The sequence below is a fragment of the Agromyces sp. H17E-10 genome (assembly GCF_022919715.1).
In the GTDB taxonomy this organism is placed as follows: Bacteria; Actinomycetota; Actinomycetes; order Actinomycetales; family Microbacteriaceae; genus Agromyces.
The window spans coordinates 190,538-211,019 of record NZ_CP095042.1 but is presented as its reverse complement, the minus strand read 5'-3'; the positions used below and the strand labels follow the sequence as shown (position 1 = coordinate 211,019).

General features: G+C 71.4%; 17 protein-coding genes. 16 read left to right on the top strand and 1 reads right to left on the bottom strand.

Features of this window, described 5'->3' with window-relative positions; translation table 11 throughout:
- The 4 genes from MUN74_RS01000 (at position 1) to MUN74_RS00985 (ending at position 7,787) form a co-directional block, all read left to right on the top strand.
- A complete protein-coding gene (locus tag MUN74_RS01000) occupies positions 1 to 849 on the top strand; it encodes an SseB family protein (protein ID WP_244854522.1) in 849 nt (282 codons plus the stop codon).
- 138 nt (positions 850 to 987) lie between these two features.
- On the top strand, positions 988 to 2,415 hold the full coding sequence (locus MUN74_RS00995; RefSeq protein WP_244854521.1) for a pyridoxal phosphate-dependent decarboxylase family protein: 1,428 nt from the start codon (positions 988 to 990) through the stop codon (positions 2,413 to 2,415).
- A 28-nt stretch (positions 2,416 to 2,443) separates the two neighbouring features.
- Positions 2,444 to 7,003, top strand: a complete 4,560-nt coding sequence (locus MUN74_RS00990; protein WP_244854520.1) for an ATP-dependent helicase — start codon at positions 2,444 to 2,446, stop codon at positions 7,001 to 7,003.
- Complete coding sequence (locus MUN74_RS00985; RefSeq protein ID WP_244854519.1) at positions 6,990 to 7,787, top strand: DNA-formamidopyrimidine glycosylase family protein; 798 nt, start codon at positions 6,990 to 6,992, stop codon at positions 7,785 to 7,787. Before MUN74_RS00990 ends, MUN74_RS00985 begins: the two co-directional genes overlap by 14 nt.
- 40 nt (positions 7,788 to 7,827) lie before the next feature.
- On the opposite strand, the gene MUN74_RS00980 is transcribed toward MUN74_RS00985, so the two are convergent.
- Positions 7,828 to 8,265 carry a DUF1844 domain-containing protein gene (locus MUN74_RS00980; RefSeq protein WP_370647325.1) on the bottom strand — a complete coding sequence of 146 codons (438 nt, stop codon included), beginning with the start codon at positions 8,263 to 8,265 and terminating at the stop codon, positions 7,828 to 7,830.
- 233 nt (positions 8,266 to 8,498) lie between these two features.
- Between MUN74_RS00980 and infC the strand changes: the two genes are divergently transcribed.
- The 12 genes from infC (at position 8,499) to argJ (ending at position 20,482) form a co-directional block, all read left to right on the top strand.
- Complete coding sequence (gene infC, locus MUN74_RS00975) at positions 8,499 to 9,119, top strand: translation initiation factor IF-3 (protein ID WP_244856288.1); 621 nt, start codon at positions 8,499 to 8,501, stop codon at positions 9,117 to 9,119.
- Positions 9,120 to 9,176: 57 nt separating this feature from the next.
- On the top strand, positions 9,177 to 9,371 hold the full coding sequence (gene rpmI, locus MUN74_RS00970) for a 50S ribosomal protein L35 (protein WP_244854517.1): 195 nt from the start codon (positions 9,177 to 9,179) through the stop codon (positions 9,369 to 9,371).
- A gap of 49 nt (positions 9,372 to 9,420) precedes the next feature.
- Complete coding sequence (gene rplT, locus MUN74_RS00965; RefSeq protein ID WP_244854516.1) at positions 9,421 to 9,807, top strand: 50S ribosomal protein L20; 387 nt, start codon at positions 9,421 to 9,423, stop codon at positions 9,805 to 9,807.
- Positions 9,808 to 9,925: 118 nt separating this feature from the next.
- The gene (locus MUN74_RS00960) at positions 9,926 to 10,726 is read left to right on the top strand and encodes a TrmH family RNA methyltransferase (protein ID WP_244854515.1); all 801 of its coding nucleotides are present in this window, start codon (positions 9,926 to 9,928) and stop codon (positions 10,724 to 10,726) included.
- 113 nt (positions 10,727 to 10,839) lie between these two features.
- A complete protein-coding gene (locus MUN74_RS00955; protein ID WP_244854514.1) occupies positions 10,840 to 11,628 on the top strand; it encodes an amino acid ABC transporter ATP-binding protein in 789 nt (262 codons plus the stop codon).
- 55 nt (positions 11,629 to 11,683) lie between these two features.
- Entirely contained in the window at positions 11,684 to 12,604 is a 921-nt protein-coding gene (locus MUN74_RS00950) for a glutamate ABC transporter substrate-binding protein (RefSeq protein ID WP_244854513.1), read from the top strand.
- Between the two features lie 90 nt (positions 12,605 to 12,694).
- Positions 12,695 to 13,351: an amino acid ABC transporter permease gene (locus MUN74_RS00945; RefSeq protein ID WP_244854512.1), complete on the top strand. Its 657-nt coding sequence runs from the start codon at positions 12,695 to 12,697 to the stop codon at positions 13,349 to 13,351.
- On the top strand, positions 13,348 to 14,274 hold the full coding sequence (locus tag MUN74_RS00940) for an amino acid ABC transporter permease (RefSeq protein ID WP_244854511.1): 927 nt from the start codon (positions 13,348 to 13,350) through the stop codon (positions 14,272 to 14,274). The genes MUN74_RS00945 and MUN74_RS00940 overlap by 4 nt, the downstream gene beginning before the upstream one ends.
- A gap of 79 nt (positions 14,275 to 14,353) precedes the next feature.
- On the top strand, positions 14,354 to 15,394 hold the full coding sequence (gene pheS, locus MUN74_RS00935; protein WP_244854510.1) for a phenylalanine--tRNA ligase subunit alpha: 1,041 nt from the start codon (positions 14,354 to 14,356) through the stop codon (positions 15,392 to 15,394).
- A 4-nt stretch (positions 15,395 to 15,398) separates the two neighbouring features.
- On the top strand, positions 15,399 to 17,924 hold the full coding sequence (gene pheT / locus MUN74_RS00930; protein WP_244854509.1) for a phenylalanine--tRNA ligase subunit beta: 2,526 nt from the start codon (positions 15,399 to 15,401) through the stop codon (positions 17,922 to 17,924).
- A gap of 360 nt (positions 17,925 to 18,284) precedes the next feature.
- On the top strand, positions 18,285 to 19,328 hold the full coding sequence (argC, locus tag MUN74_RS00925) for an N-acetyl-gamma-glutamyl-phosphate reductase (protein WP_244854508.1): 1,044 nt from the start codon (positions 18,285 to 18,287) through the stop codon (positions 19,326 to 19,328).
- Entirely contained in the window at positions 19,325 to 20,482 is a 1,158-nt protein-coding gene (gene argJ / locus MUN74_RS00920; RefSeq protein ID WP_244854507.1) for a bifunctional glutamate N-acetyltransferase/amino-acid acetyltransferase ArgJ, read from the top strand. Before argC ends, argJ begins: the two co-directional genes overlap by 4 nt.

Below are 20,482 nucleotides of genomic sequence, written 5' to 3'. Positions count from 1 at the left end.
ATGACGGCTGGGCAGGAGCACGCGGGGCACGGCCTGGATGCCGCGGACGAGACGCCCGCGGCGTCGCGCGCACTCCCACCGCATCTGGCCGACTCGGCCGGCGTTCCGTGGGCCGGGCGATCGTTCGACGAGAACCCGCATGCCGGTGACGACGGCACCGCACCGCCCGAGCTCGACGCCGCGATGCGCGCGTTCCGGCAGGGCGAGGGCTCCCAGGCGGGCGTCGTCGCGGCGTTCGGCTCGTCGCGACTGCTGATCCCGCTGCTCGCCGAGCTCGGCGACGGCGGCACCGAGCTCGGCGCGCACGGACACGCGGTCGACAAGAGCCAGGAGCTGTCGATCGTCACGGTCGACGGACCCGACGGGCGCCGGGTGCTCCCGGTGTTCTCCTCCGTCGACGCGATGCGCGCCTGGAATCCCGTGGCTCGCCCCGTACCCGCCGACGGCGTGCGCGTTGCACTCGCCGCGGCCGACGACGGCACCGAGCTCGTCGTGCTCGACCCGGGCTCGCCCGGTGAGTTCGTGCTCCGACGACCGGCCGTGTGGGCGGTCGCCCAGCAGAAGCCGTGGGTGCCGCCCTTCGAGGACGACGACGTTCGTGCCGCCTTCGAACGCTCGATCGGCAGCGAGCTCGCCGTACTCGGCGTCGACCTCGCCTCGGGCGACCCGCTCGCGCGACTCGCCGGCCCCGAGCTCGTCGTGATCCTGCGTCTCGTCGAGGGGCTCACGCGCGAGGAGCTCGACGCGACCACGACCCGCCTCGCGCGGCGCTGGGCCGAGGACGACGCCATCGCCACGGGCGTCGACTCCCTCGCCGTACGACTCGTCGGCGCGCGCCGCGAGGGCTGAACGAACTGGCGGAACCGTCGGGTCGGATGCCGCGGCCCGGGCCGCCTCTGCCGCAGCCACGCCCGAACTGGGCATTGACCGCGTGCGCCGGGCAGAGCATGATCTGGAACGCGCGGGTGCGCGGGAGCCAGGTGGATCATGACCGACCGACCGACGGACGCCGGAAGTCGGCGGACCGAGTACGACCGACCGCTGGAGTTCGCTGCTGAGCGGGCACGCTGGTGGCTCGACGGCGTCGCCGAGCGGCCGATCCCGCCCGAGCTCGACGCCGACGCGGTGAAGGACCGCCTTGGCCGGGTGCTGCCCGCGGGCGGCGAGGCGACCGAGGTGGTGCTCGAACGGCTCGCCGACGGCGTGGAGCCGGGCCTGCTCGGCATCGGCTCGCCGCGATTCTTCGGCTGGGTCATGGGCGGCACGCAGTCGGTCGCGCTCGCGGCCGACTGGCTCGTCTCGGCGTGGGACCAGAACACGGGACTGCGATTCGCGACCCCCGGGGTCGCCGCGGTCGAGGAGCTTGCGGGGGAGTGGATCGTCGACCTGCTCGGTCTGCCCCCGGGATCCCAGGTCGGCTTCACGACCGGCGCCACCATGGCGCACTTCGTCGGCCTCGCGACCGGGCGCGACGAACTGCTGCGCAGGGCCGGCTGGGATGCCGCGACCGACGGCGTCTTCGGCGCGCCGCGCGTGCGCTTCATCGTCGGCGCCGAGCGTCACGGCACGGTCGACCTGGCCGGCCGCTACCTCGGTCTCGGGGCTCCGATCGAGGCCGCGGCCGATGAGGAGGGGCGGATCCGGGTCGACTCGCTCCACGAGGTGCTCTCGCGCGGTTCGGGGCCCGCGATCGTCGTGCTGCAGGCGGGCAACATCCACTCCGGCTCGTTCGACGACTTCGCCGCCGCCATCGAGGTCGCGCACGACGCCGGCGCCTGGGTGCACGTCGACGGCGCATTCGGGCTGTGGGCCGGCGCGAGTCCGCGCCTGCGCGCGCTGGTCGCCGGCTACGAGGCGGCCGACTCGTGGTCGACCGATGCGCACAAGACGCTGAGCGTGCCGTACGACTGCGGGGTCGCGATCGTGCGCGACGGCCATGCGCTGCAACGCGCGCTGAGCATGCACGCGAGCTACCTGCAGGCGAGCGACCTCGTCGCCGACCCGCACGAGCGGGTGCCCGAGCTCTCGCGCCGGGCGCGCGGGGTGCCGACCTGGGCGGTGCTGCGCTCGCTCGGTCGCGAGGGCGTGGCGGCCCTCGTCGAGAGACTCGCCGATTCGGCGCGCCGCATCGCCGACGGCGTCGCGCGGCTGCCCGGCGTCGAGGTGCTCAACGACGTCGTCTTCACGCAGGTCTGCCTCGCACTCGACGAGGATGCCGCGACCGAGGCGCTCGCGGAGCGGCTGTGGAGCGACGGCGAGGTGCTCGCCATGACCTCACGGTGGCGGGGCCGGTCGGTCGTCCGCTTCTCCGTGAGCAACTGGGGCACCGACGCCGCCGCGGCCGACCGCACCGTCGCCGCCGTGGCGCGTGCGCTCGCCGCCGTGCACACCGGCGAGGGTGCCACGAAGGGCTGATGTCGGCGGCATCCGATTGAATGGAGCCATGACGGATGCGCTGGCAGCCTTCTCAGAGGCGACGCGCACGTGGTTCGCCGAGGCGTTCCGTGCGCCGACCGCGGTGCAGCAGGGCGCCTGGCGGGCCATCGCGGGCGGCTCGCACGCACTCGTCGTCGCACCGACCGGCTCCGGCAAGACCCTCTCGGCCTTCCTCTCCGCGATCGATCGGCTGACCTCCGAGCCCACTCGCGAGCCCGGCACCCGGGTGCTCTACCTGTCGCCGCTCAAGGCGCTCGGCGTCGATGTCGAGCGCAACCTGCGCGCGCCCCTCACGGGCATCGCACGGGTCGCCGAGCGGCTCGGCGCGGCACCGCCCACTGTGAGCGTCGGCGTTCGCTCGGGCGACACGCCGGCGAACGAGCGGCGCGCGCTGCTGCGCACGCCGCCCGACATCCTCATCACGACGCCCGAGTCCCTCTTCCTCATGCTGACCTCGCAGGCGCGCGACACCCTGCGCTCGGTCGAGACGGTCATCGTCGACGAGATCCACGCGGTGGCGGGCACGAAGCGCGGGGCGCATCTCGCGCTCTCGCTCGAGCGGCTCGACGCCCTCCTCGAGCGGCCGGCCCAGCGCATCGGGCTCTCGGCGACGGTTCGGCCGGTCGAAGAGGTGGCGCGATTCCTCTGCGCGAGCGCGCCGGTCGAGGTCGTCGCGCCGCCGGCCGAGAAGCGGTTCGACCTCCGCGTGGTCGTGCCCGTCGAAGACATGGCGCAACTGCCGGCGAACGACGACGCAACGGGCTCCATCTGGCCGCACGTCGAGCAGGCCATCCTCGACCGGGTGCTCGAGCACCGGTCGTCGATCGTGTTCGCGAACTCGCGTCGGCTCGCCGAGCGACTGACCGCGCGGCTCAACGAGCTCCACCTCGACGAGCTCGAGCGGGCCGAACTCGTCGCGGCATCGACCGCAGCCGGCCCGCCGGCCGCGCTCATGGCCCAGTCCGGCCAGACCGTCGGTGCGCCGCCCGTCATCGCCCGTGCGCATCACGGCTCGGTCAGCAAAGAGCAGCGATCCGAGATCGAAGACGACCTCAAGTCGGGTCGCCTCCGCTGCGTCGTGGCGACGTCGAGTCTCGAGCTCGGCATCGACATGGGCGCGGTCGACCTCGTCGTGCAGGTCGAGTCGCCGCCGTCGGTCGCGAGCGGGCTGCAGCGCCTCGGCCGCGCCGGCCACCAGGTCGGCGAGGTCTCCCGGGGCGTCATGTTCCCGAAGCACCGCGCCGACCTCGTGCACACCGCCGTCGCGGCCGAACGCATGCTCGCTGGGCTCATCGAGACCATGCGGGTGCCGGCGAACCCGCTCGACATCCTCGCCCAGCAGACGATCGCCGCGGCCGCCGTCGACGAACTCGACGTTGAGGGCTGGTTCGCGACGGTGCGGCGCGCCGCACCGTTCGCGACGCTGCCCCGCTCGGCGTACGAGGCGACACTCGACCTCCTCGCCGGTCGGTATCCCTCCGATCGCTTCGGCGAGCTGCGGCCGCGCGTCGTCTGGGACCGCGAGGCCGGAGTCGTCACGGGGCGGCCTGGGGCGCAGCGGCTCGCGGTCACGAGCGGCGGCACGATCCCCGATCGCGGCATGTTCGGCGTGTTCCTCGTCGGCGGCGACGAGACGACCGGTCGGCGCGTCGGCGAACTCGACGAAGAGATGGTCTACGAGTCGCGCGTCGGCGACGTCTTCGCCCTCGGCGCCACGAGCTGGCGCATCCAGGAGATCACCTTCGACCGCGTGAACGTCGTGCCGGCGTTCGGCCAGCCGGGGCGCGTCCCGTTCTGGAAGGGCGACGGACTGGGTCGACCGGTCGAGCTCGGACGGGCGCTCGGCGCGTTCATGCGAGAGGTGTCGACCGCGCCCGAGGCCGATGCGCGCGCACGCATCGCCGCGTCCGGCCTCGACGAGTACGCCACTGCGAACCTCATCGCGTTCCTCGACGACCAGGGCCGCGCGACGGGGGCGGTGCCGAGCGACCGCACGCTCGTCGTCGAGCGCACGCGCGACGAGCTCGGCGACTGGCGGGTCATCCTGCACTCGCCGTTCGGCATGCCGGTGCACGCGCCGTGGGCGCTCGCCGTCGCGGCGCGGGTGCGCGAGCGCCACGGCGTCGACGGCGCCGCGGTCGCGGCCGACGACGGCATCATCGTGCGCATCCCCGACACCGGCGACGAGCCGCCCGGCGCCGACCTCTTCCGGTTCGAGCCGGCCGAGCTCGAGCAGCTCGTGACCGACGAGGTCGGCGGCTCGGCGCTCTTCGCGAGCCGCTTCCGCGAGTGCGCCGCACGCGCACTGCTCCTGCCGCACTACCAGCCGGGGCGCCGCTCGCCGCTCTGGCAGCAGCGGCAGAAGGCGGCGCAGCTGCTCGAGGTCGCGAGCGCCTTCCCGACGTTCCCCATCATCCTCGAGACCGTCCGAGAGGTGCTCCAGGACGTCTACGACGTGCCGGGCCTCGTCGAGATCGCCGCCGACCTGGCCGCTCGACGCGTTCGCCTCGTCGAGACGACGACCGACGCCCCGAGCCCGTTCGCCAGCACGCTCCTGTTCGGCTACGTGGGCGCCTTCATGTACGAGGGCGACTCGCCCCTCGCCGAGCGCCGCGCCGCCGCGCTCGCGATCGACCAGTCGCTGCTCGGCGAGCTGCTCGGTCGCGTCGAGCTGCGCGAGCTCCTCGATCCCGGGGTCATCGAGCTCACCGAGCGCGAGCTCCAGCGGCTCGAACCCGAGCGCCGTGCCCGGGGCGCCGAGGGCGTCGCCGACCTGCTGATGGCGCTCGGCCCGCTCACCGACGACGAGGTCGCGGCCCGCGTCGACGAGACGACCGACCCGGTCGCGGCGGCGGCCGAGCTCGTCGCCGCACGCCGCGTGGTCCGGGTGGGGTTCGCGGGCCGCGAGCACCTCGCCGCGGTGGAGGACGTCGGGCGCCTCCGCGATGCGCTCGGTGTACCGGTTCCGCCCGGGGTCGCCGTCGCGTTCGGCGAGCACGTCGCCGATCCCATGGGCGACCTCGTCGGCCGTTACGCCCGCACGCACGGCCCGTTCGCGGTCGACGAGGTGGCCGAGCGCTTCGGCATCGGCGTGGCGGTCGCCCGGGCCGCCCTTCGCCGCCTCGCCGACGAACGGCGAGTGGTCGAGGGGGAGTTCCGTCCGCACGGCACGTCGACCGAGTGGTGCGATGCCGAGGTGCTCCGCCGGCTCCGACGCCGTTCGCTCGCCGCGCTGCGCCATGAGATCGAACCCGTTCCGCAGCGCGCACTCGCGAGGTTCCTGCCCGCGTGGCAGCAGGTCGGCGGCTCGCTGCGCGGCATCGACGGCGTCGCGTCGACGATCGAGCAGCTCGAGGGCGTGCGCATGCCGGCCTCGGCGTGGGAGTCGCTCGTGCTGCCGTCGCGGGTCGCCGACTACAGCCCGGCGATGCTCGACGAGCTCATGGCGAGCGGCGAGGTGCTGTGGGCCGGCGCCGGCGAGCTCGCGGGCGACGACGGCTGGATCACGCTCCACCTCGCCGAGACCGCGCCGCTCACGCTCCCGCCGCCCGTCGACCTCGACCTCACCCCGCTTCAGCGCGAGGTGCTCGTGGCACTCGGCTCCGGCGGTGCGTTCTTCTTCCGTCAGCTCGCCGACGCGGTCGGCGCATTCGGCGGGGGGCAGGCCGGGGGCGGCGAAGTGACCGTGCCCGTCGACGACGGCTCCATCGTCGACGCGCTCTGGGGGCTCGTCTGGGCCGGCCTCGTGACGAACGACACGTTCGCCCCGGTGCGTGCGCTGACGAGCGCCGGCCGCAGCGCCCACAAGGCGAGCAGGCCGGTGCCCCGCGCACGGATGCTCCGTGGGCGGTCGCTCCCTCGGGCGACCATGCCGAGCCGCAGCGGTCCTCCGTCGGTCGCCGGTCGGTGGTCGATCGTGCCGGTCGCCGACACCGAGGCCACGAGACGCGCCCACGCGCTCGGCGAGATGCTCCTCGACCGCTACGGCGTCGTCACGAGGGGTGCCGCCGTCGCCGAAGGCGTCGTCGGCGGGTTCGCACTCGTCTACAAGACCCTGAGCGGCTTCGAGGAATCGGGTCGCGCCCGTCGCGGCTACTTCGTCGAGCGCCTCGGTGCGGCGCAGTTCGCGGCGTCCGGGGCGGTCGACCGGCTGCGCAGTCATGCCGACCTCGACCTCCGCGACGCCGACGCGCCGAGCGTGCTCGCGCTCGCCGCGACCGATCCGGCGAACGCGTACGGCGCCGCCCTGCCGTGGCCCGATCCGCCGGGCGAGAGCTCGCACCGCGCGGCGCGCAAGGCCGGCGCGATCGTCGTCGTCGCCGACGGCGACCTCGTCGCCTACGTCGAGCGCGGCGGCAAGACCGTGCTCGTCTACACCGACGACGACGAACGGCTCGCGCTCGCGGCATCCGCGATCGCCGACCTGGTGCGCTCGGGCCGGGTGCGGAGGATGGCCGTCGAGTCGGTCAACGGGGCGTTCGTGCTCGGCTCGCCGTTCGGCGCCGCACTTCGTTCGGCCGGGTTCGGGGAGACACCGAAGGGACTGCGGCTCGATGCCCGAAGGTGACTCGGTCCACCAGTTGGCCGCAAGGCTGCGTCCGGTGCTCGAGGGGCGCACGCTGGTGCGCACCGACTTCCGGGTTCCGCGCTATGCGACGGTCGATCTCGCGGGTGAGGTCGTCGAAGCGGTCGAGAGCCGTGGCAAGCACCTGATCGTGCGCACGGCGTCGACCTCCGTCCGCACCCACCTGAAGATGGAGGGGGAGTGGCGCGTGTACGCGCCGGGCGAGCGCTGGACCAAACCCGCCCATCGCGCGCGGGTCGTGCTCGCGACCGCCGACGCCGAGGCCGTCGGGTTCGATCTCGGCGAGGTCGAGGTCGTGCCGCGCGCCGACGAGGCCGCGATGCTGGCACACCTCGGCCCCGACGTGCTCGGCGCCGACTGGGATGCGGCGACGGCCGTCGAACGACTCGCCGCGAGCCCCGGGGTTCCGCTCGCGGTCGCCCTGCTCGACCAGCGCAACCTCGCGGGGCTCGGCAACGTGTACGTCAACGAGCTCTGCTTCCTGCGCGGCATCCGCCCGCATCGTCCCGTCGGGGAGGTCGCCGATCTCGCCGGCGTCGTCGCGCTCGGTCGCCGTCTCATCGTCGCCAACCGCGACCGGCGCGCCCGCGTGACGACGGGTGTCGACCGCCGTGGGCAGCGGCTCTGGGTCTACGGGCGCGGCGGTGAGCCGTGCCGTCCGTGCCGTACCCCGATCGAGCGCGGCGAGCTCGGGCGCGAACGGGTCGACGCGATCACCGACCCGCAGGAGCGGGTCGTCTTCTGGTGCCCGAACTGCCAGCGCTGAGCCGCGCCGTGCGCCGGAGCCGGAGGGGGCTTCGGGCCGGTCAGCTGACCGGGCCGGTCCACTTCTCGCCGGGTCCCTGTCCGATCGCGTCGGGGATGGGCGAGGCCTCGCGGAACGCGAGCTGCAGCGAACGCAGGCCGTCACGCAGCGACCGGGCGTGCATGTCGCTGACCTCGGGAGCGCCCGCCGTGATGAGTCCGGCCAGGGCGTTGATGAGCTTGCGCGCCTCGTCGAGGTCGAGCTGCGAGTCGGGGTCGTCGGCGAGGCCGACCTTGACGGCCGCCGCGCTCATGAGGTGCACGGCCGCGGTCGTGATGATCTCGACGGCAGGAACCTCGGCGATGTCGCGGGCGGCGCCCTCGAACTCTCCCTCGACGACCTCTTCGTAGGCCGCGGCGTCGCCGACCGCGAGGTCGTGCTGGTCGTGGGTGGACTCGTCGGAACCCGCGGGGGCGGGCGTGTTCTGGGTCACAGACATCCTCTGCTAGACTACTTCGGGCTCCGGGGCTTCTCCCCGGTACGAAAGTGGAGAATCTCCCACCCGCGCATACCGCTTCATCAAGGTTACCGGGTCGATTGCACTCCGCTTCCACGCCGCAGTTCGCGAGGTGGAAGTAGACAGGGTGCCGTATGAGCCGCGGTGAGAATCCGCGCGAATACGTGAATCTCCTCCTTCGGCGCATGAAACAGCTTGAGTAGAGGAGTACACGCATCAGCGATCCGCGTACCAATGACCGTATCCGCGTTCCCGAGGTCCGCCTCGTGGGCCCAGGCGGAGAGCAGGTCGGCGTCGTGAAGATCGAGGTGGCCCTGCGGCTTGCGCAGGAGGCCGACCTCGACCTCGTCGAGGTCGCCCCGAACTCTCGTCCGCCGGTCGTCAAGATCATGGACTACGGCAAGTACAAGTACGAGGCTGCGCAGAAGGCGAAAGAGGCCCGGCGCAACCAGGCGAACACCATCCTCAAAGAGGTCCGGTTCCGCCTCAAGATCGACAAGCACGACTACGAGACCAAGATGAAGCGCGCCGTCGGCTTCCTGAAGGCCGGCGACAAGGTCAAGGCGATGATCCTCTTCCGCGGGCGCGAGCAGTCGCGTCCCGAGATGGGCGTGCGCCTGCTGCAGCGCTTCGCCGAAGACGTGGCCGAGTTCGGCACGGTCGAGCACAACCCCACGATCGACGGTCGCAACATGGTCATGGTCATCGCGCCCCTCAAGAACAAGTCCGAGGCCAAGGCCGAGGCGAATGCACAGCGAGCTGCGGCGAAGTCGCGACCGGCGGCGGACGCCCCGGCCGATTCCGAGCCGCAGGCGGCCGAGCCCACCGAGGCGTAGGCCCAAGCACCCCGCGTCCGTCACCCGCGTGACGGCAGAACCAAGGAGAAACACGAGATGCCGAAGCAGAAGACCCACTCCGGGTCCAAGAAGCGCTTCAAGATCACCGGCAGCGGCAAGATCAAGAAGCAGCAGGCCGGTATGCGCCACAACCTCGAGGTCAAGGCCTCGAAGCGCAAGGCCCGTCTGAACGTGGACAAGGTCGTCTCGGCGCCCGACGCCAAGAACATCAAGAAGCTTCTCGGCCACTGAGCCGGCAGCATACATCGGCTATTTGGCCCGTTAAGGAAGAAACAGAGTCATGGCAAGAGTGAAGCGCGCAGTCAATGCGCACAAGAAGCGTCGGGTCATCCTCGAGCGCGCCGAGGGCTACCGCGGCCAGCGTTCGCGCCTCTACCGCAAGGCGAAGGAGCAGGTCACCCACTCGCTCGTCTACTCGTACAACGACCGTCGCAAGAAGAAGGGCGACTTCCGTCGCCTGTGGATCCAGCGGATCAACGCGGCCTCGCGTCAGAACGGCCTCACCTACAACCGCCTCATCCAGGGCCTCGGCCTCGCGGGTGTCGAGGTCGACCGCCGTATCCTCGCGGAGCTCGCGGTGAACGAGCCCTCCACCTTCGCCGCGCTCGTCGAGACGGCCAAGAAGGCACTGCCGGCCGACACGTCGGCCCCGAAGACCGCCGCGTAAGCGACGACTTCTCCTCGAACGGCCCGGCACCCAGGTGGGTGCCGGGCCGTTCGCCTGTCCGGGATGCCCCCGCCGAGGCATCCCGAACCCGACCCGACTCCCCGAATAGACTGGAACCATGCTCGAGAACCCCCGCTCGCCGCGTGTCCGCGCCGTCGCGAAGCTCGCCAAGAAGGCGGCGCGCGCCGAGAGCGGGCTGTTCCTGCTCGAGGGGCCGCAGGCGGTCGCCGAGGCCCTCGAGTTCCGACCCGAGCTCCTCGTCGAGCTCTACGCCACGCCGACGGCGCTCGACCGCTACCCCGAGATCGCGGAGGCCGCGGTCCTCGCGGGGCTCACGACCGAGTACGTCACTGAAGAAGTGCTCGCGTCGATGGCCGACACTGTCACGCCGCAGGGGTTCGCCGCGGTGTGCCGACAGTTCCCGACCGCCGTCAAAGACGTCTTCGCGGCATCCCCGAGACTCATCGCCATCCTCGAAGAGGTGCGCGACCCGGGCAACGCGGGCACGATCGTCCGTGCAGCCGACGCCGCCGGCGCCGACGCCGTCATCATGACGGGGCGCGCCGTCGACCTCTACAACCCGAAGGTCGTCCGGTCGTCGACGGGCTCGATCTTCCACGTGCCCGTCGCCGTCGGCGCCGACCTCGACGACGTGCTCGCCCGAGCGCGCGCAGCCGGGCTCACCGTGCTCGCCGCCGACATCAAGGGCGAAGACCTGCTCGCAGCGCGCAACGACGGGTCGCTCGCGAAGCCGACCGCGTGGCTCTTCGGCAACGAGGCCCGAGGCCTGCCCGACGAGCAGCTGGCGCTCGTCGACCGTGTCGTCACGGTCCCGATCTACGGCCACGCCGAGTCGATGAACCTCGCGACAGCGGCATCGGTTTGCCTCTACGAGAGTGCGTTCGCGCAGCGCAGCTGAGCGGGATCGGGCCGCAGACCGCCATCGCTGAGCCGTGCTCGCTGATCACGAATCGGTAAACCCGCCGTGAATGCTCTGGCGGCGAGGTACAGAATCTCCCTAGTTTTGGGGGTATGGAGCCAACCCAGTCCGGCCCGCCGACCTCGAACATCAGTGCTCGCCGCGGTGAGCCACTCGTTGTCGTCGACCACGTCGAGAAGCACTACGGCGAATTCCACGCCCTGAAGGACGTCTCGCTCACGGTGCACCGCGGCGAGGTCGTCGTCGTCATCGGCCCGTCGGGGTCGGGCAAGTCGACGCTCTGCCGCACCATCAACCGACTCGAGACGATCACCTCCGGCACCATCCGAATCGACGGCGATGAGTTGCCGCAGGAGGGCAAGGAGCTCGCGGCGCTCCGGGCCGACGTCGGCATGGTGTTCCAGTCGTTCAACCTGTTCTCGCACCTCACCGTGCTCGACAACGTCACGCTCGGCCCGATCAAGGTCAAGCACCAGTCGAAGGCCGATGCCGAGCGCGCGGCGAAGGTGCTGCTCGACCGGGTGGGCGTGGGGCAGCAGGCGTCGAAGCTGCCGGCGCAACTGTCGGGCGGCCAGCAGCAGCGCGTCGCGATCGCCCGCGCGCTCGCGATGAACCCGAAGGTCATGCTCTTCGACGAGCCGACCTCGGCGCTCGATCCCGAGATGATCAACGAGGTCCTCGACGTGATGGTGGGGCTCGCGCAGGACGGCATGACGATGGTCGTCGTCACACACGAGATGGGCTTCGCCCGCAAGGCGGCCGACCGTGTGGTCTTCATGGCCGACGGGCAGATCGTCGAGGAGGCGACGCCCGACGAGTTCTTCACGAACGCGCAGAGCGCCCGCGCGAAGGACTTCCTCTCCAAGCTCATCACCCACTAGACGTCCGCGCCACGAGCGCGGCGACCGTACCGGATTCGACACCAGGAGGACGAAGATGCGCAGGACAACACGAATCGCCGGTGCGCTGGCGGGTATCGCGATCGCGGCGCTCGCGCTCAGTGCGTGCAACAGCGGCAGCCCGGGCGGCTCCGGTGGCACCGGGGGCGCGACTGACGACGCCGGCGGCGATGCCGCACTGTGGGAGGTCGCCACCGACGTCAAGCTCGACGGCAGCCCGACCTTCGACGCGATGACCGACCGCGGCAAGGTCGTCATCGGCGTGAAGAACGACCAGCCGGGCCTCGGCTACGAGGACGCCGCCACGGGCGAGCGCAGCGGGTTCGACATCGGCATCGCCCAGTGGATCGCGGCCTCGCTCGGCTTCGGCGAGGACCAGATCGAGTACCAGACGATCCCGTCGGCGAACCGCGAGCAGGCGCTCGTGAACGGCGACATCGACTACTACGTCGGCACGTACTCGATCACCGACAAGCGCAAGGAGCAGATCGACTTCGCCGGTCCCTACTTCATCACCGGCCAGGGCCTGCTGGTCGCCGCCGACAACACCGACATCAACGGACCCGACGACCTCGCGGGCAAGATCGTCTGCTCGGTGACCGGTTCGACGCCGCTGCAGCGGATCCGCGACGAGTACAACCCGGGCGACACGGTCGAGTACGACACCTACTCGCAGTGCGTCGAGCAGTTGAAGGCCGGCGCGGTCGACGCGATCACGACCGACGAGGCGATCCTCGCGGGCTACGTCGCACAGGATCCCGACGCCCTGAAGATCGCGGGCAAGCCGTTCAGCGAGGAGCGCTACGGCGTCGGCCTCCAGAAGGGCGACACCGTGCTGCAGGAGCACATCAACACCCTGTTCACCGACGGCAACGACGTGTGGCAGGCGCTCTTCGACGAGAACCTCGCACCGGCGGGCATCACGGGCGAGCAGCCCGAGGTCGACCCGACCAGCTGATCACCGGGCGGGGCGGGGCGCCGAGCGCCCCGCCCCGCGCGACCCGGCGGTCCGACCGGGCCGCCACGATGATGCGAGGAAAGGAGCACGATGGGCATCATCACCGACAACCTCGACCTCTGGGGCGGGATGTTCGTCGGCACGATCGTGCTGTTCTTCGCGGGAGGAATCCTCGCGCTCGTGCTGGGAACGATCGTCGGAGCCATGCGCGTCTCGCCGGTGCCGGTCGCCCGATCCGTCGGAGCGATCTACGTGAACACCGTCCGCAACACCCCGCTGACGCTCGTCTTCTTCGCGTTCGCGTTCGCGCTTCCGCCGCTGCTCGGCCTCCGGCTCACCGGTGCCGTGTCGCTCACGCTCGCGATCTGCGCCCTCGGCATCTACACCGCGACCTACGTCGCGGAGACGATCCGGTCGGGGGTCAACACGGTGCCGGTCGGGCAGGCGGAGGCGGCCCGCGCGATCGGGCTCACCTTCGGGCAGGTGATGCGCTTCGTGATCCTCCCGCAGGCGTTCCGATCGGTCATCCCGCCCATGATGAGCGTGTTCATCGCGCTCCTGAAGAACACGACCGTCGCGGCCGGCTTCACGGTCATGAACCTCGGCTCGGTGCGCGCCTACCTGAGCGAGCGGGGAGAGAACCAGCTCGTCGCCATCGTGTGGGTGATGGCGATCTTCGTCGTCATGGTGCTGCTGCTCTCCTGGGCGCAACAATCGTCCGAGCGACGCTGGAAGGTGGCGCGATGAGCAGCGTTCTCTACGACGTTCCGGGCCCACGGGCGATCGTCCGCAACCGCATCCTCGGCGTCGTCACCGTCATCGTGGTGGTCGCGATCCTCGGTTTCATCCTGTGGCGGCTCTGGGTGACCGGGCAGTTCACCGCCGCCAAGTGGGACGCATTCACCTACACGAACGTGTGGGTCCAGATCGGCATCGCGACACTCAACACGCTCGCCGCGTTCGGCGTTGCGGCGATCGGGGCGCTCGTCCTCGGGTTCGTCCTCGCGATCGGCCGGCTCTCCGACCACACCTGGCTCCGCCGCCCCGTCGGCGCGATCGTCGAGGTGCTTCGTGCGATCCCCGTGCTCGTGTTCATGTTCCTGCTGTACTACGGCCTACCCGTCGTCGGGGTCCGCATGGACCCGTACTGGGCCGTCGTCATCGCGCTCATCGCCTACAACGGCTCGGTGCTCGCCGAGGTCTTCCGTGCGGGTGTCGAGTCCCTGCCGAAGGGCCAGTCCGAGGCGGGCTACGCGATCGGGCTCCGGAAGTCCGGAGTGATGCGACTGATCCTGCTGCCGCAGGCGATCCGAGCGATGATGCCGGTCATCATCGCCCAGCTCGTCGTGACGCTGAAGGACACGGCGCTCGGCTACATCATCACCTACGAGGAGCTGCTGTTCTACGCCCGGTACATCGGCTCGCAGTCGACGTACGGTTCGCCGATCGTGCCCGCGACGATCATCGTCGGAACGATCTACATCGTGCTCTGCCTCATCCTCTCCTACATCGCCTACCGCGTGGAGCGGCGGCTTCGCCGCACCAACCGGATGGTCGTCACCGCCGATCTGCTCGACGAGAACATCACCACCACGCGGGCGGTGGCAGTGCGAGCCGGTCTCGACTCGATCGGGGGAGGCGAGGGAACGGGCGGTGGTCTGCGCGGCTGAGCGCAGGCACGACGCAGCGACATCGGTTGCGCCGTGACGCGCCACGCGCCGTCCCGCGTCGCCGGTAGACTCGGTTCTCGTGCCAGAACCCCTCGAAATCACCGAGTCCGCGGTCCAGTCCGCGGTCGACGCGGCCCTCGCGGCCATCGCGTCGGCCGGCGACTCCGCCGCGCTGAAGACCGTTCGCACCGAGCACACCGGCGAGAAGTCGCCGCTCGCGCTCCTGAACGCCGAGCTGCGCAACGTGCCGGCCGAACAGAAGGCCGCCCTCGGCAAGCTCGTCGGCGGTGCACGCGGCCGCGTCAACCAGGCGTTCGCCGCGCGCGAGGCCGAGATCGTCGAGGCCGAGGCGGCCGCCCAGCTCGTCGCCGAGACCGTCGACGTCACGGCACTGCCGTCGCGGTTCGAGTCCGGCGCGCGGCATCCCCTCGCCCTGTTGCAGGACCGGGTGTGCGACGTGTTCACCGGCATGGGCTGGGAGATCGCGGAGGGCCCCGAGGTCGAGAGCGAGTGGTTCAACTTCGACGCGCTCAACTTCGACGCCGACCACCCGGCCCGCGCGATGCAGGACACGTTCTTCGTCGACCCGCCCGAGGCGCACCTCGTGATGCGCACGCACACGAGCCCCGTGCAGATCCGGTCGATGCTCGAGCGCGACCTGCCGCTCTACGTGCTCGCGCCGGGGCGCGTCTACCGCACCGACGAGTTCGACGCCACGCACCTTCCGGTGTTCATGCAGTTCGAGGGCGTCGCGGTCGACAAGGGCCTCACGATGGCGCACCTCAAGGGCACGCTCGACCACTTCGTGAAGTCGATCTTCGGCGACGAGGCGAAGATCCGCCTGCGCCCGAGCTTCTTCCCGTTCACCGAGCCGAGCGCCGAGCTCGACTTCTGGCACCCGACGTTCAAGGGCGGCGCCCGCTGGATCGAGTGGGGCGGCTGCGGCATGATGCACCCGAACGTGCTCAAGGCTGCGGGCATCGACCCCGAGGTCTACACGGGCTTCGCGTTCGGCATGGGCATCGAACGCGGCCTGATGCTCCGCAACGACGTGCAGGACATGCGCGAAATGGTCGAGGGAGACGTCCGCTTCTCCCAGCAGTTCGGAATGGTGGTCTGATCAGATGCGAGTACCCCTCAGCTGGCTCGCCGAGTACGTCGAGCTCGTGCCGGGCACGACGCCCGAAGACGTCCACGCCGCCCTCGTGAAGGTCGGCCTCGAAGAAGAAGACGTGCACACGTTCGAGCTCGAGGGCCCGATCGTCGTGGGCGAGGTGCTCGAGTTCGTCGAAGAGCCCCAGACCAACGGCAAGACCATCCGCTGGTGCCAGGTGCGGGTCGCACCCGACGGCGAGACCGCGGCCGACGGCGGTGACGCCGTGCACGGCATCGTGTGCGGCGCCCGCAACTTCTTCCCCGGCGACAAGGTCGTCGTGACGCTGCCGGGCGCCGTGCTGCCCGGGCCGTTCCCGATCGCCGCGCGCAAGACCTACGGGCACGTCTCCGACGGCATGATCGCCTCGGCTCGCGAGCTCGGGCTGGGCGACGACCACGACGGCATCCTGCGCCTCTCGACGCTCGGCATCGACGCGCCCGTCGGCTCCGACGCGATCACGCTGCTCGGCCTCGACGACGCGGCGATCGAGATCAACGTCACGCCCGACCGCGGCTACGCGTTCTCGATCCGCGGCGTCGCACGCGAGTACGCCCACGCGACCGGTGCGGTGTTCCGAGACCCGGTCGATCAGATCTCGGCGACGGATGCCTCGGCCGACGGTTTCCCCGTCGTCATCGACGACCGCGCGCCGATTCGCGGCAATGTCGCCTCGAGCGCCTTCGCGACCCGCATCGTGCGCGGTGTCGACGCCTCGCGGCCGACGCCCGCGTGGATGATCTCGCGTCTGAAGCTCGCGGGCATCCGCTCGCTGTCGGTGCTCGTCGACATCACGAACTACGTCATGCTCGAGCTCGGCCAGCCGATCCACGGGTACGACCTCGACACGCTCCGCGGCGGCATCGTCGTGCGCCGCGCCGAGCCGGGCGAGCCGTTCACGACGCTCGACGGCAAGCAGCGCACGCTGCACGCGGAAGACATCGTCGTGACCGACGACCGCGGTCCGATCGGTCTCGCGGGCGTGATGGGCGGCGCCGAGACCGAGATGAGCGACACCACGCAGAACGTGCTCATCGAGGCCGCGGTCTGGGACCCGGTGTCGATTGCCCGCACTGCGCGCCGGCACAAGCTGCCGAGCGAGGCGGCGAAGCGCTACGAGCGCGGCATCGACCCGACGATCGGCGCGGTGGCGGTGGCGCGCGTCGCCCAGCTCATGGTCGATCTCGCCGGCGGCAACGCCGACGAGGGCGGCTCGCTCATCCAGACGACGCCCGACCGTGCGGCGATCGAGTTGCCCGACGGCTTCGTGTCCCGCGTCATCGGCGTCGAGTACACGAGCGACGAGGTGCACGACGCGCTCGCCGAGATCGGCGGTGTGCTCACGCGCGTCGACGGCGGCTGGTCGGTCGTGCCGCCCGCATGGCGTCCCGATCTCACGGGCCGCGAGGAGCTGGCCGAAGAGGTGGCCCGCCTCGTCGGCTACCACCGCATCCCGTCGGTGCTGCCCGTCGCCCCTCCGGGGCGCGGGCTGACCCGTTCGCAGCGACTCCGTCGCCAGACCGCCGACGCGCTCGCCGCGGCGGGCTCGGTCGAGGTGCTCACCTTCCCGTTCGCGACCGACGAGGAGAACCGCACGTTCGGCAGCGTCGACGGCTCGCCGGTCGCGTCGGTGCGGCTCGCGAACGCGCTCGACCAGTCGACGCCGTTCCTGCGACGTTCGCTCGTGCCCGGACTCATCGCCGCGGCCAAGCGCAACCGGTCGCGCGGCCTCGTGGACCTCGACCTCTTCGAGATCGGCCTCGTGTTCCTGCCGGAGTCGGGGCGCGCCTACGGTTCGGCCGAGCTGCCTGCCGGCGACGAGAAGCCGAACGACGCGACGCTCACCGCACTCGACGCGGGCATCCCGCCGCAGCCGCGCCACCTCGGCGTGCTCCTCGTGGGCGATCGCGTCTCGAAGCAGCCGGGCGTCGCCGCCGAGCCGTACGGACTCGCCGACGCGCTCGACGCGGCTCGCCGTGTCGCCCTGGCGACGGGCGCCGAGCTCGAGATCGCCCAAGGCTCGCACCACGCGTTCCACCCCGGACGCACCGCCGAACTGCGCGTCGGCGGTCGCCACGTGGGGTTCGCGGGCGAACTGCTCCCTGCGCTTGCGGAGGCGAACGACCTGCCGCGCGTCGTCGCGATCGCCGAGCTCGACCTCGACGCCGTGATCGCAGCCGCCGACCCGTCGGTCGAAGCGCGCCCCATCGGCACGTTTCCGGCGGCGACGCAGGACCTCTCGCTCCTCGTCGCGGCCGATGTCGCGGCGGCTACGGTCGCCGGTGCGGTGCGCGAGGGCGCGGGCGAGCTGCTCGAACACCTCGAACTCGTCGACGACTACCGCGGCCACGGCGTGCCCGAGGGTTCGAAGAGCCTCACCTTCGCGCTGCGGTTCCGCGCCGCGGACCGCACGCTGACGGCGGCCGAGGCGAGCGAGGCGAAGCTCGCGGGCGCCGCGTTGGCGACGGAGCGCACGGGAGCCGCGATCCGCGACTAGGTCGCGCGCGCCGCACATCGAGCATCGAGAGTGCAGTCCTCGCCCTGAGACGGGCGACGACTGCACTCTCGTTCATTTGCGGAGCCGCGGAGCTTGCGGATCGATGCGAAACGCACGACGCCGCCCGCCCCGCGTGACGCCGTGCGACGCCCCGGTTTGCGAGCCGCCACAGCGCGTCGATAGGGTCGTTCCATGTCCATCACCCGGTTCGCCGCCGCACGCCTCGCGCGTGTCGAGGTCGTGCGCAGCCGACGCCGTGGCGGGCGCCGAATCTCGGCGACCCCTGCGACGGCCTAGCGGGCTGTCGCGGGGCGTCGCCGGAACATCGCCCCGACCGCACAGACCCTTAAGGTGGATTCCATGACGTACTCCGTCGCCGTCTCCGGCGCGTCCGGCTATGCCGGGGGAGAGATCCTGCGGCTGCTCGCCGATCATCCCGAGCTCCAGGTCCGCACCGTGACCGCCCATTCGAACGCCGGCCAGCCGCTCGCAGCCGTCCAGCCGCACCTGCGCACCTACACGCACCTGACGTTGAAGGAGACGACGGCCGAGACGCTCGCCGGCCACGACGTCGTCTTCCTCGCCCTGCCGCACGGTGCATCGGGCGCCATCGCCGCCGAGCTTCCCGCCGACACCCTCGTCATCGACTGCGGTGCCGACCACCGCCTCGAGAGCAAGGCCGACTGGGCCGAGTTCTACGGCGGCGACTTCCACCCGGCGTGGGAGTACGGCGTGCCCGAGCTGCCGCGCCTCAGCGGCACGCAGCGCGACCGACTCGCGAAGGCGAAGCGCATCGCCGCCCCCGGCTGCAACGCGTCGACGGTCGCGCTCTCGCTCGCCCCCGGCATCCGCGCCGGCGTCATCGAGGACCGCGACCTCGTCTCGGTCCTCGCCGTCGGTCCCTCCGGCGCGGGCAAGAGCCTGAAGGCCCACCTGCTCGCGGCCGAGATCCTGGGCTCGGCGAACCCGTACTCGGTGGGCGGCGTGCACCGCCACATCCCCGAGGTGCAGCAGGCCCTCCGCTGGGCGGGCGCTGCCGAGCCGACCCTGTCGTTCACGCCGGTGATCGTGCCGATGTCGCGCGGCATCCTCGCGACCTCGACGGCGCGCATCATGCCCGGCACGGATACCGCGGCGATCCGAGCGGCCTGGGAGGACGCCTACGCGGGGGAGCGATTCGTGCAGCTGCTGCCCGAGGGGCAGTTCCCGCGCACGGCGGACGTGCTCGGTGCGAACACGGCGCTCATGGGCCTCGCGATCGACGAGCGCGCGGGTCGTGTCGTCGTCGTGACCGCGGTCGACAACCTCGTCAAGGGCACCGCGGGTGCCGCCATCCAGTCGGCGAACCTCGCGCTCGGGCTCACCGAGTCGACCGGCCTGCCCGTGAACGGAGTCGCCCCGTGACCGTCACCGCACCCGCAGGGTTCGAAGCCTCCGGCATCGCCGCCGGCATCAAGCGCACCGGCGCCCTCGACCTCGCCGTCGTCGTCAACCGCGGTCCGTCGCAGCAGGCGGCCGTCGTCTTCACCGCGAACCGCGCCCAGGCCAACCCCATCATCTGGTCGAAGGAGGCCGCGAAGGACGGCATCGTCTCGGCCGTCGTGCTCAACTCGGGCGGCGCCAACTGCTTCACGGGCCCCGAGGGGTTCCAGGTCACCCATCGCACGGCCGAGGCCGCGGCGTCGGCGCTCGGCGTCTCGGCCGGCGACGTGCTCGTCTGCTCGACCGGGCTCATCGGCGACCAGCTCGACGGTGAGATCCTCGAGGAGGGCGTGCTGAGCGCCGCGAACCGGCTCGCAGCCGACGGCGCCGCCGGGGACGACGCGGCACGCGCGATCATGACGACCGACACGAAGCCCAAGACGGTCGTCGTCGAGGGCGAGGGTTGGCGCATCGGCGGAATGGCCAAGGGTGCGGGCATGCTCGCCCCCGGACTCGCGACGATGCTCGTCGTCCTCACGACCGACGCCGACCTCGAGGCATCCGTGCTCGATCGCGCCCTGCGGCAGGCGACTCGGGTGAGTTTCGACCGGCTCGACTCCGACGGCTGCATGTCGACCAACGACCAGGTGACGCTCCTCGCGAGCGGCGCCTCGGGCATCGTGCCCGACGAGGGCGTCTTCACCGCGGCGCTCAGCGAGGCCTGCCTCGACCTCGCGGCGCAGCTGCAGGCCGACGCCGAGGGTGCGAGCCACGACATCACGATCGAGGTGCGCGGAGCCGTCACCGAGGACGACGCGGTCGAGGTCGGCCGCTCGGTGGCGCGCAACAACCTGTTCAAGGCCGCGATCTTCGGCAACGATCCCAACTGGGGCCGCGTGCTCGCAGCGATCGGCACGACGCGGGCCCCGTTCGACCCCTACCTCGTCGACGTCTCCATGAACGGGGTGCGGGTCTGCCACGCCGGCCGCCCCGACCGTCCGCGCGACGAGGTCGACCTGACGCCGCGCGCCACCCACGTGCTCATCGAGCTGCACGCGGGCGCGGCGACGGCGACGATCCTGACGAACGACCTCACGCACGACTACGTGCACGAGAACAGCGCGTACGCGAGCTGA

What these genes read in the sequence shown, in the direction of transcription:
- MUN74_RS00955 (WP_244854514.1), top strand. Translation starts at nt 10,840, where the DNA reads ATGGAGCCAACCCAGTCCGGCCCGCCGACCTCGAACATCAGTGCTCGC.
- pheT (WP_244854509.1), top strand. Translation starts at nt 15,399, where the DNA reads ATGCGAGTACCCCTCAGCTGGCTCGCCGAGTACGTCGAGCTCGTGCCG.
- argC (WP_244854508.1), top strand. Translation starts at nt 18,285, where the DNA reads ATGACGTACTCCGTCGCCGTCTCCGGCGCGTCCGGCTATGCCGGGGGA.
- rplT (WP_244854516.1), top strand. Translation starts at nt 9,421, where the DNA reads ATGGCAAGAGTGAAGCGCGCAGTCAATGCGCACAAGAAGCGTCGGGTC.
- MUN74_RS01000 (WP_244854522.1), top strand. Translation starts at nt 1, where the DNA reads ATGACGGCTGGGCAGGAGCACGCGGGGCACGGCCTGGATGCCGCGGAC.
- MUN74_RS00940 (WP_244854511.1), top strand. Translation starts at nt 13,348, where the DNA reads ATGAGCAGCGTTCTCTACGACGTTCCGGGCCCACGGGCGATCGTCCGC.
- MUN74_RS00950 (WP_244854513.1), top strand. Translation starts at nt 11,684, where the DNA reads ATGCGCAGGACAACACGAATCGCCGGTGCGCTGGCGGGTATCGCGATC.
- MUN74_RS00960 (WP_244854515.1), top strand. Translation starts at nt 9,926, where the DNA reads ATGCTCGAGAACCCCCGCTCGCCGCGTGTCCGCGCCGTCGCGAAGCTC.
- MUN74_RS00995 (WP_244854521.1), top strand. Translation starts at nt 988, where the DNA reads ATGACCGACCGACCGACGGACGCCGGAAGTCGGCGGACCGAGTACGAC.
- MUN74_RS00980 (WP_370647325.1), bottom strand. Translation starts at nt 8,265, where the DNA reads ATGTCTGTGACCCAGAACACGCCCGCCCCCGCGGGTTCCGACGAGTCC.
- MUN74_RS00945 (WP_244854512.1), top strand. Translation starts at nt 12,695, where the DNA reads ATGGGCATCATCACCGACAACCTCGACCTCTGGGGCGGGATGTTCGTC.
- MUN74_RS00990 (WP_244854520.1), top strand. Translation starts at nt 2,444, where the DNA reads ATGACGGATGCGCTGGCAGCCTTCTCAGAGGCGACGCGCACGTGGTTC.
- MUN74_RS00985 (WP_244854519.1), top strand. Translation starts at nt 6,990, where the DNA reads ATGCCCGAAGGTGACTCGGTCCACCAGTTGGCCGCAAGGCTGCGTCCG.
- rpmI (WP_244854517.1), top strand. Translation starts at nt 9,177, where the DNA reads ATGCCGAAGCAGAAGACCCACTCCGGGTCCAAGAAGCGCTTCAAGATC.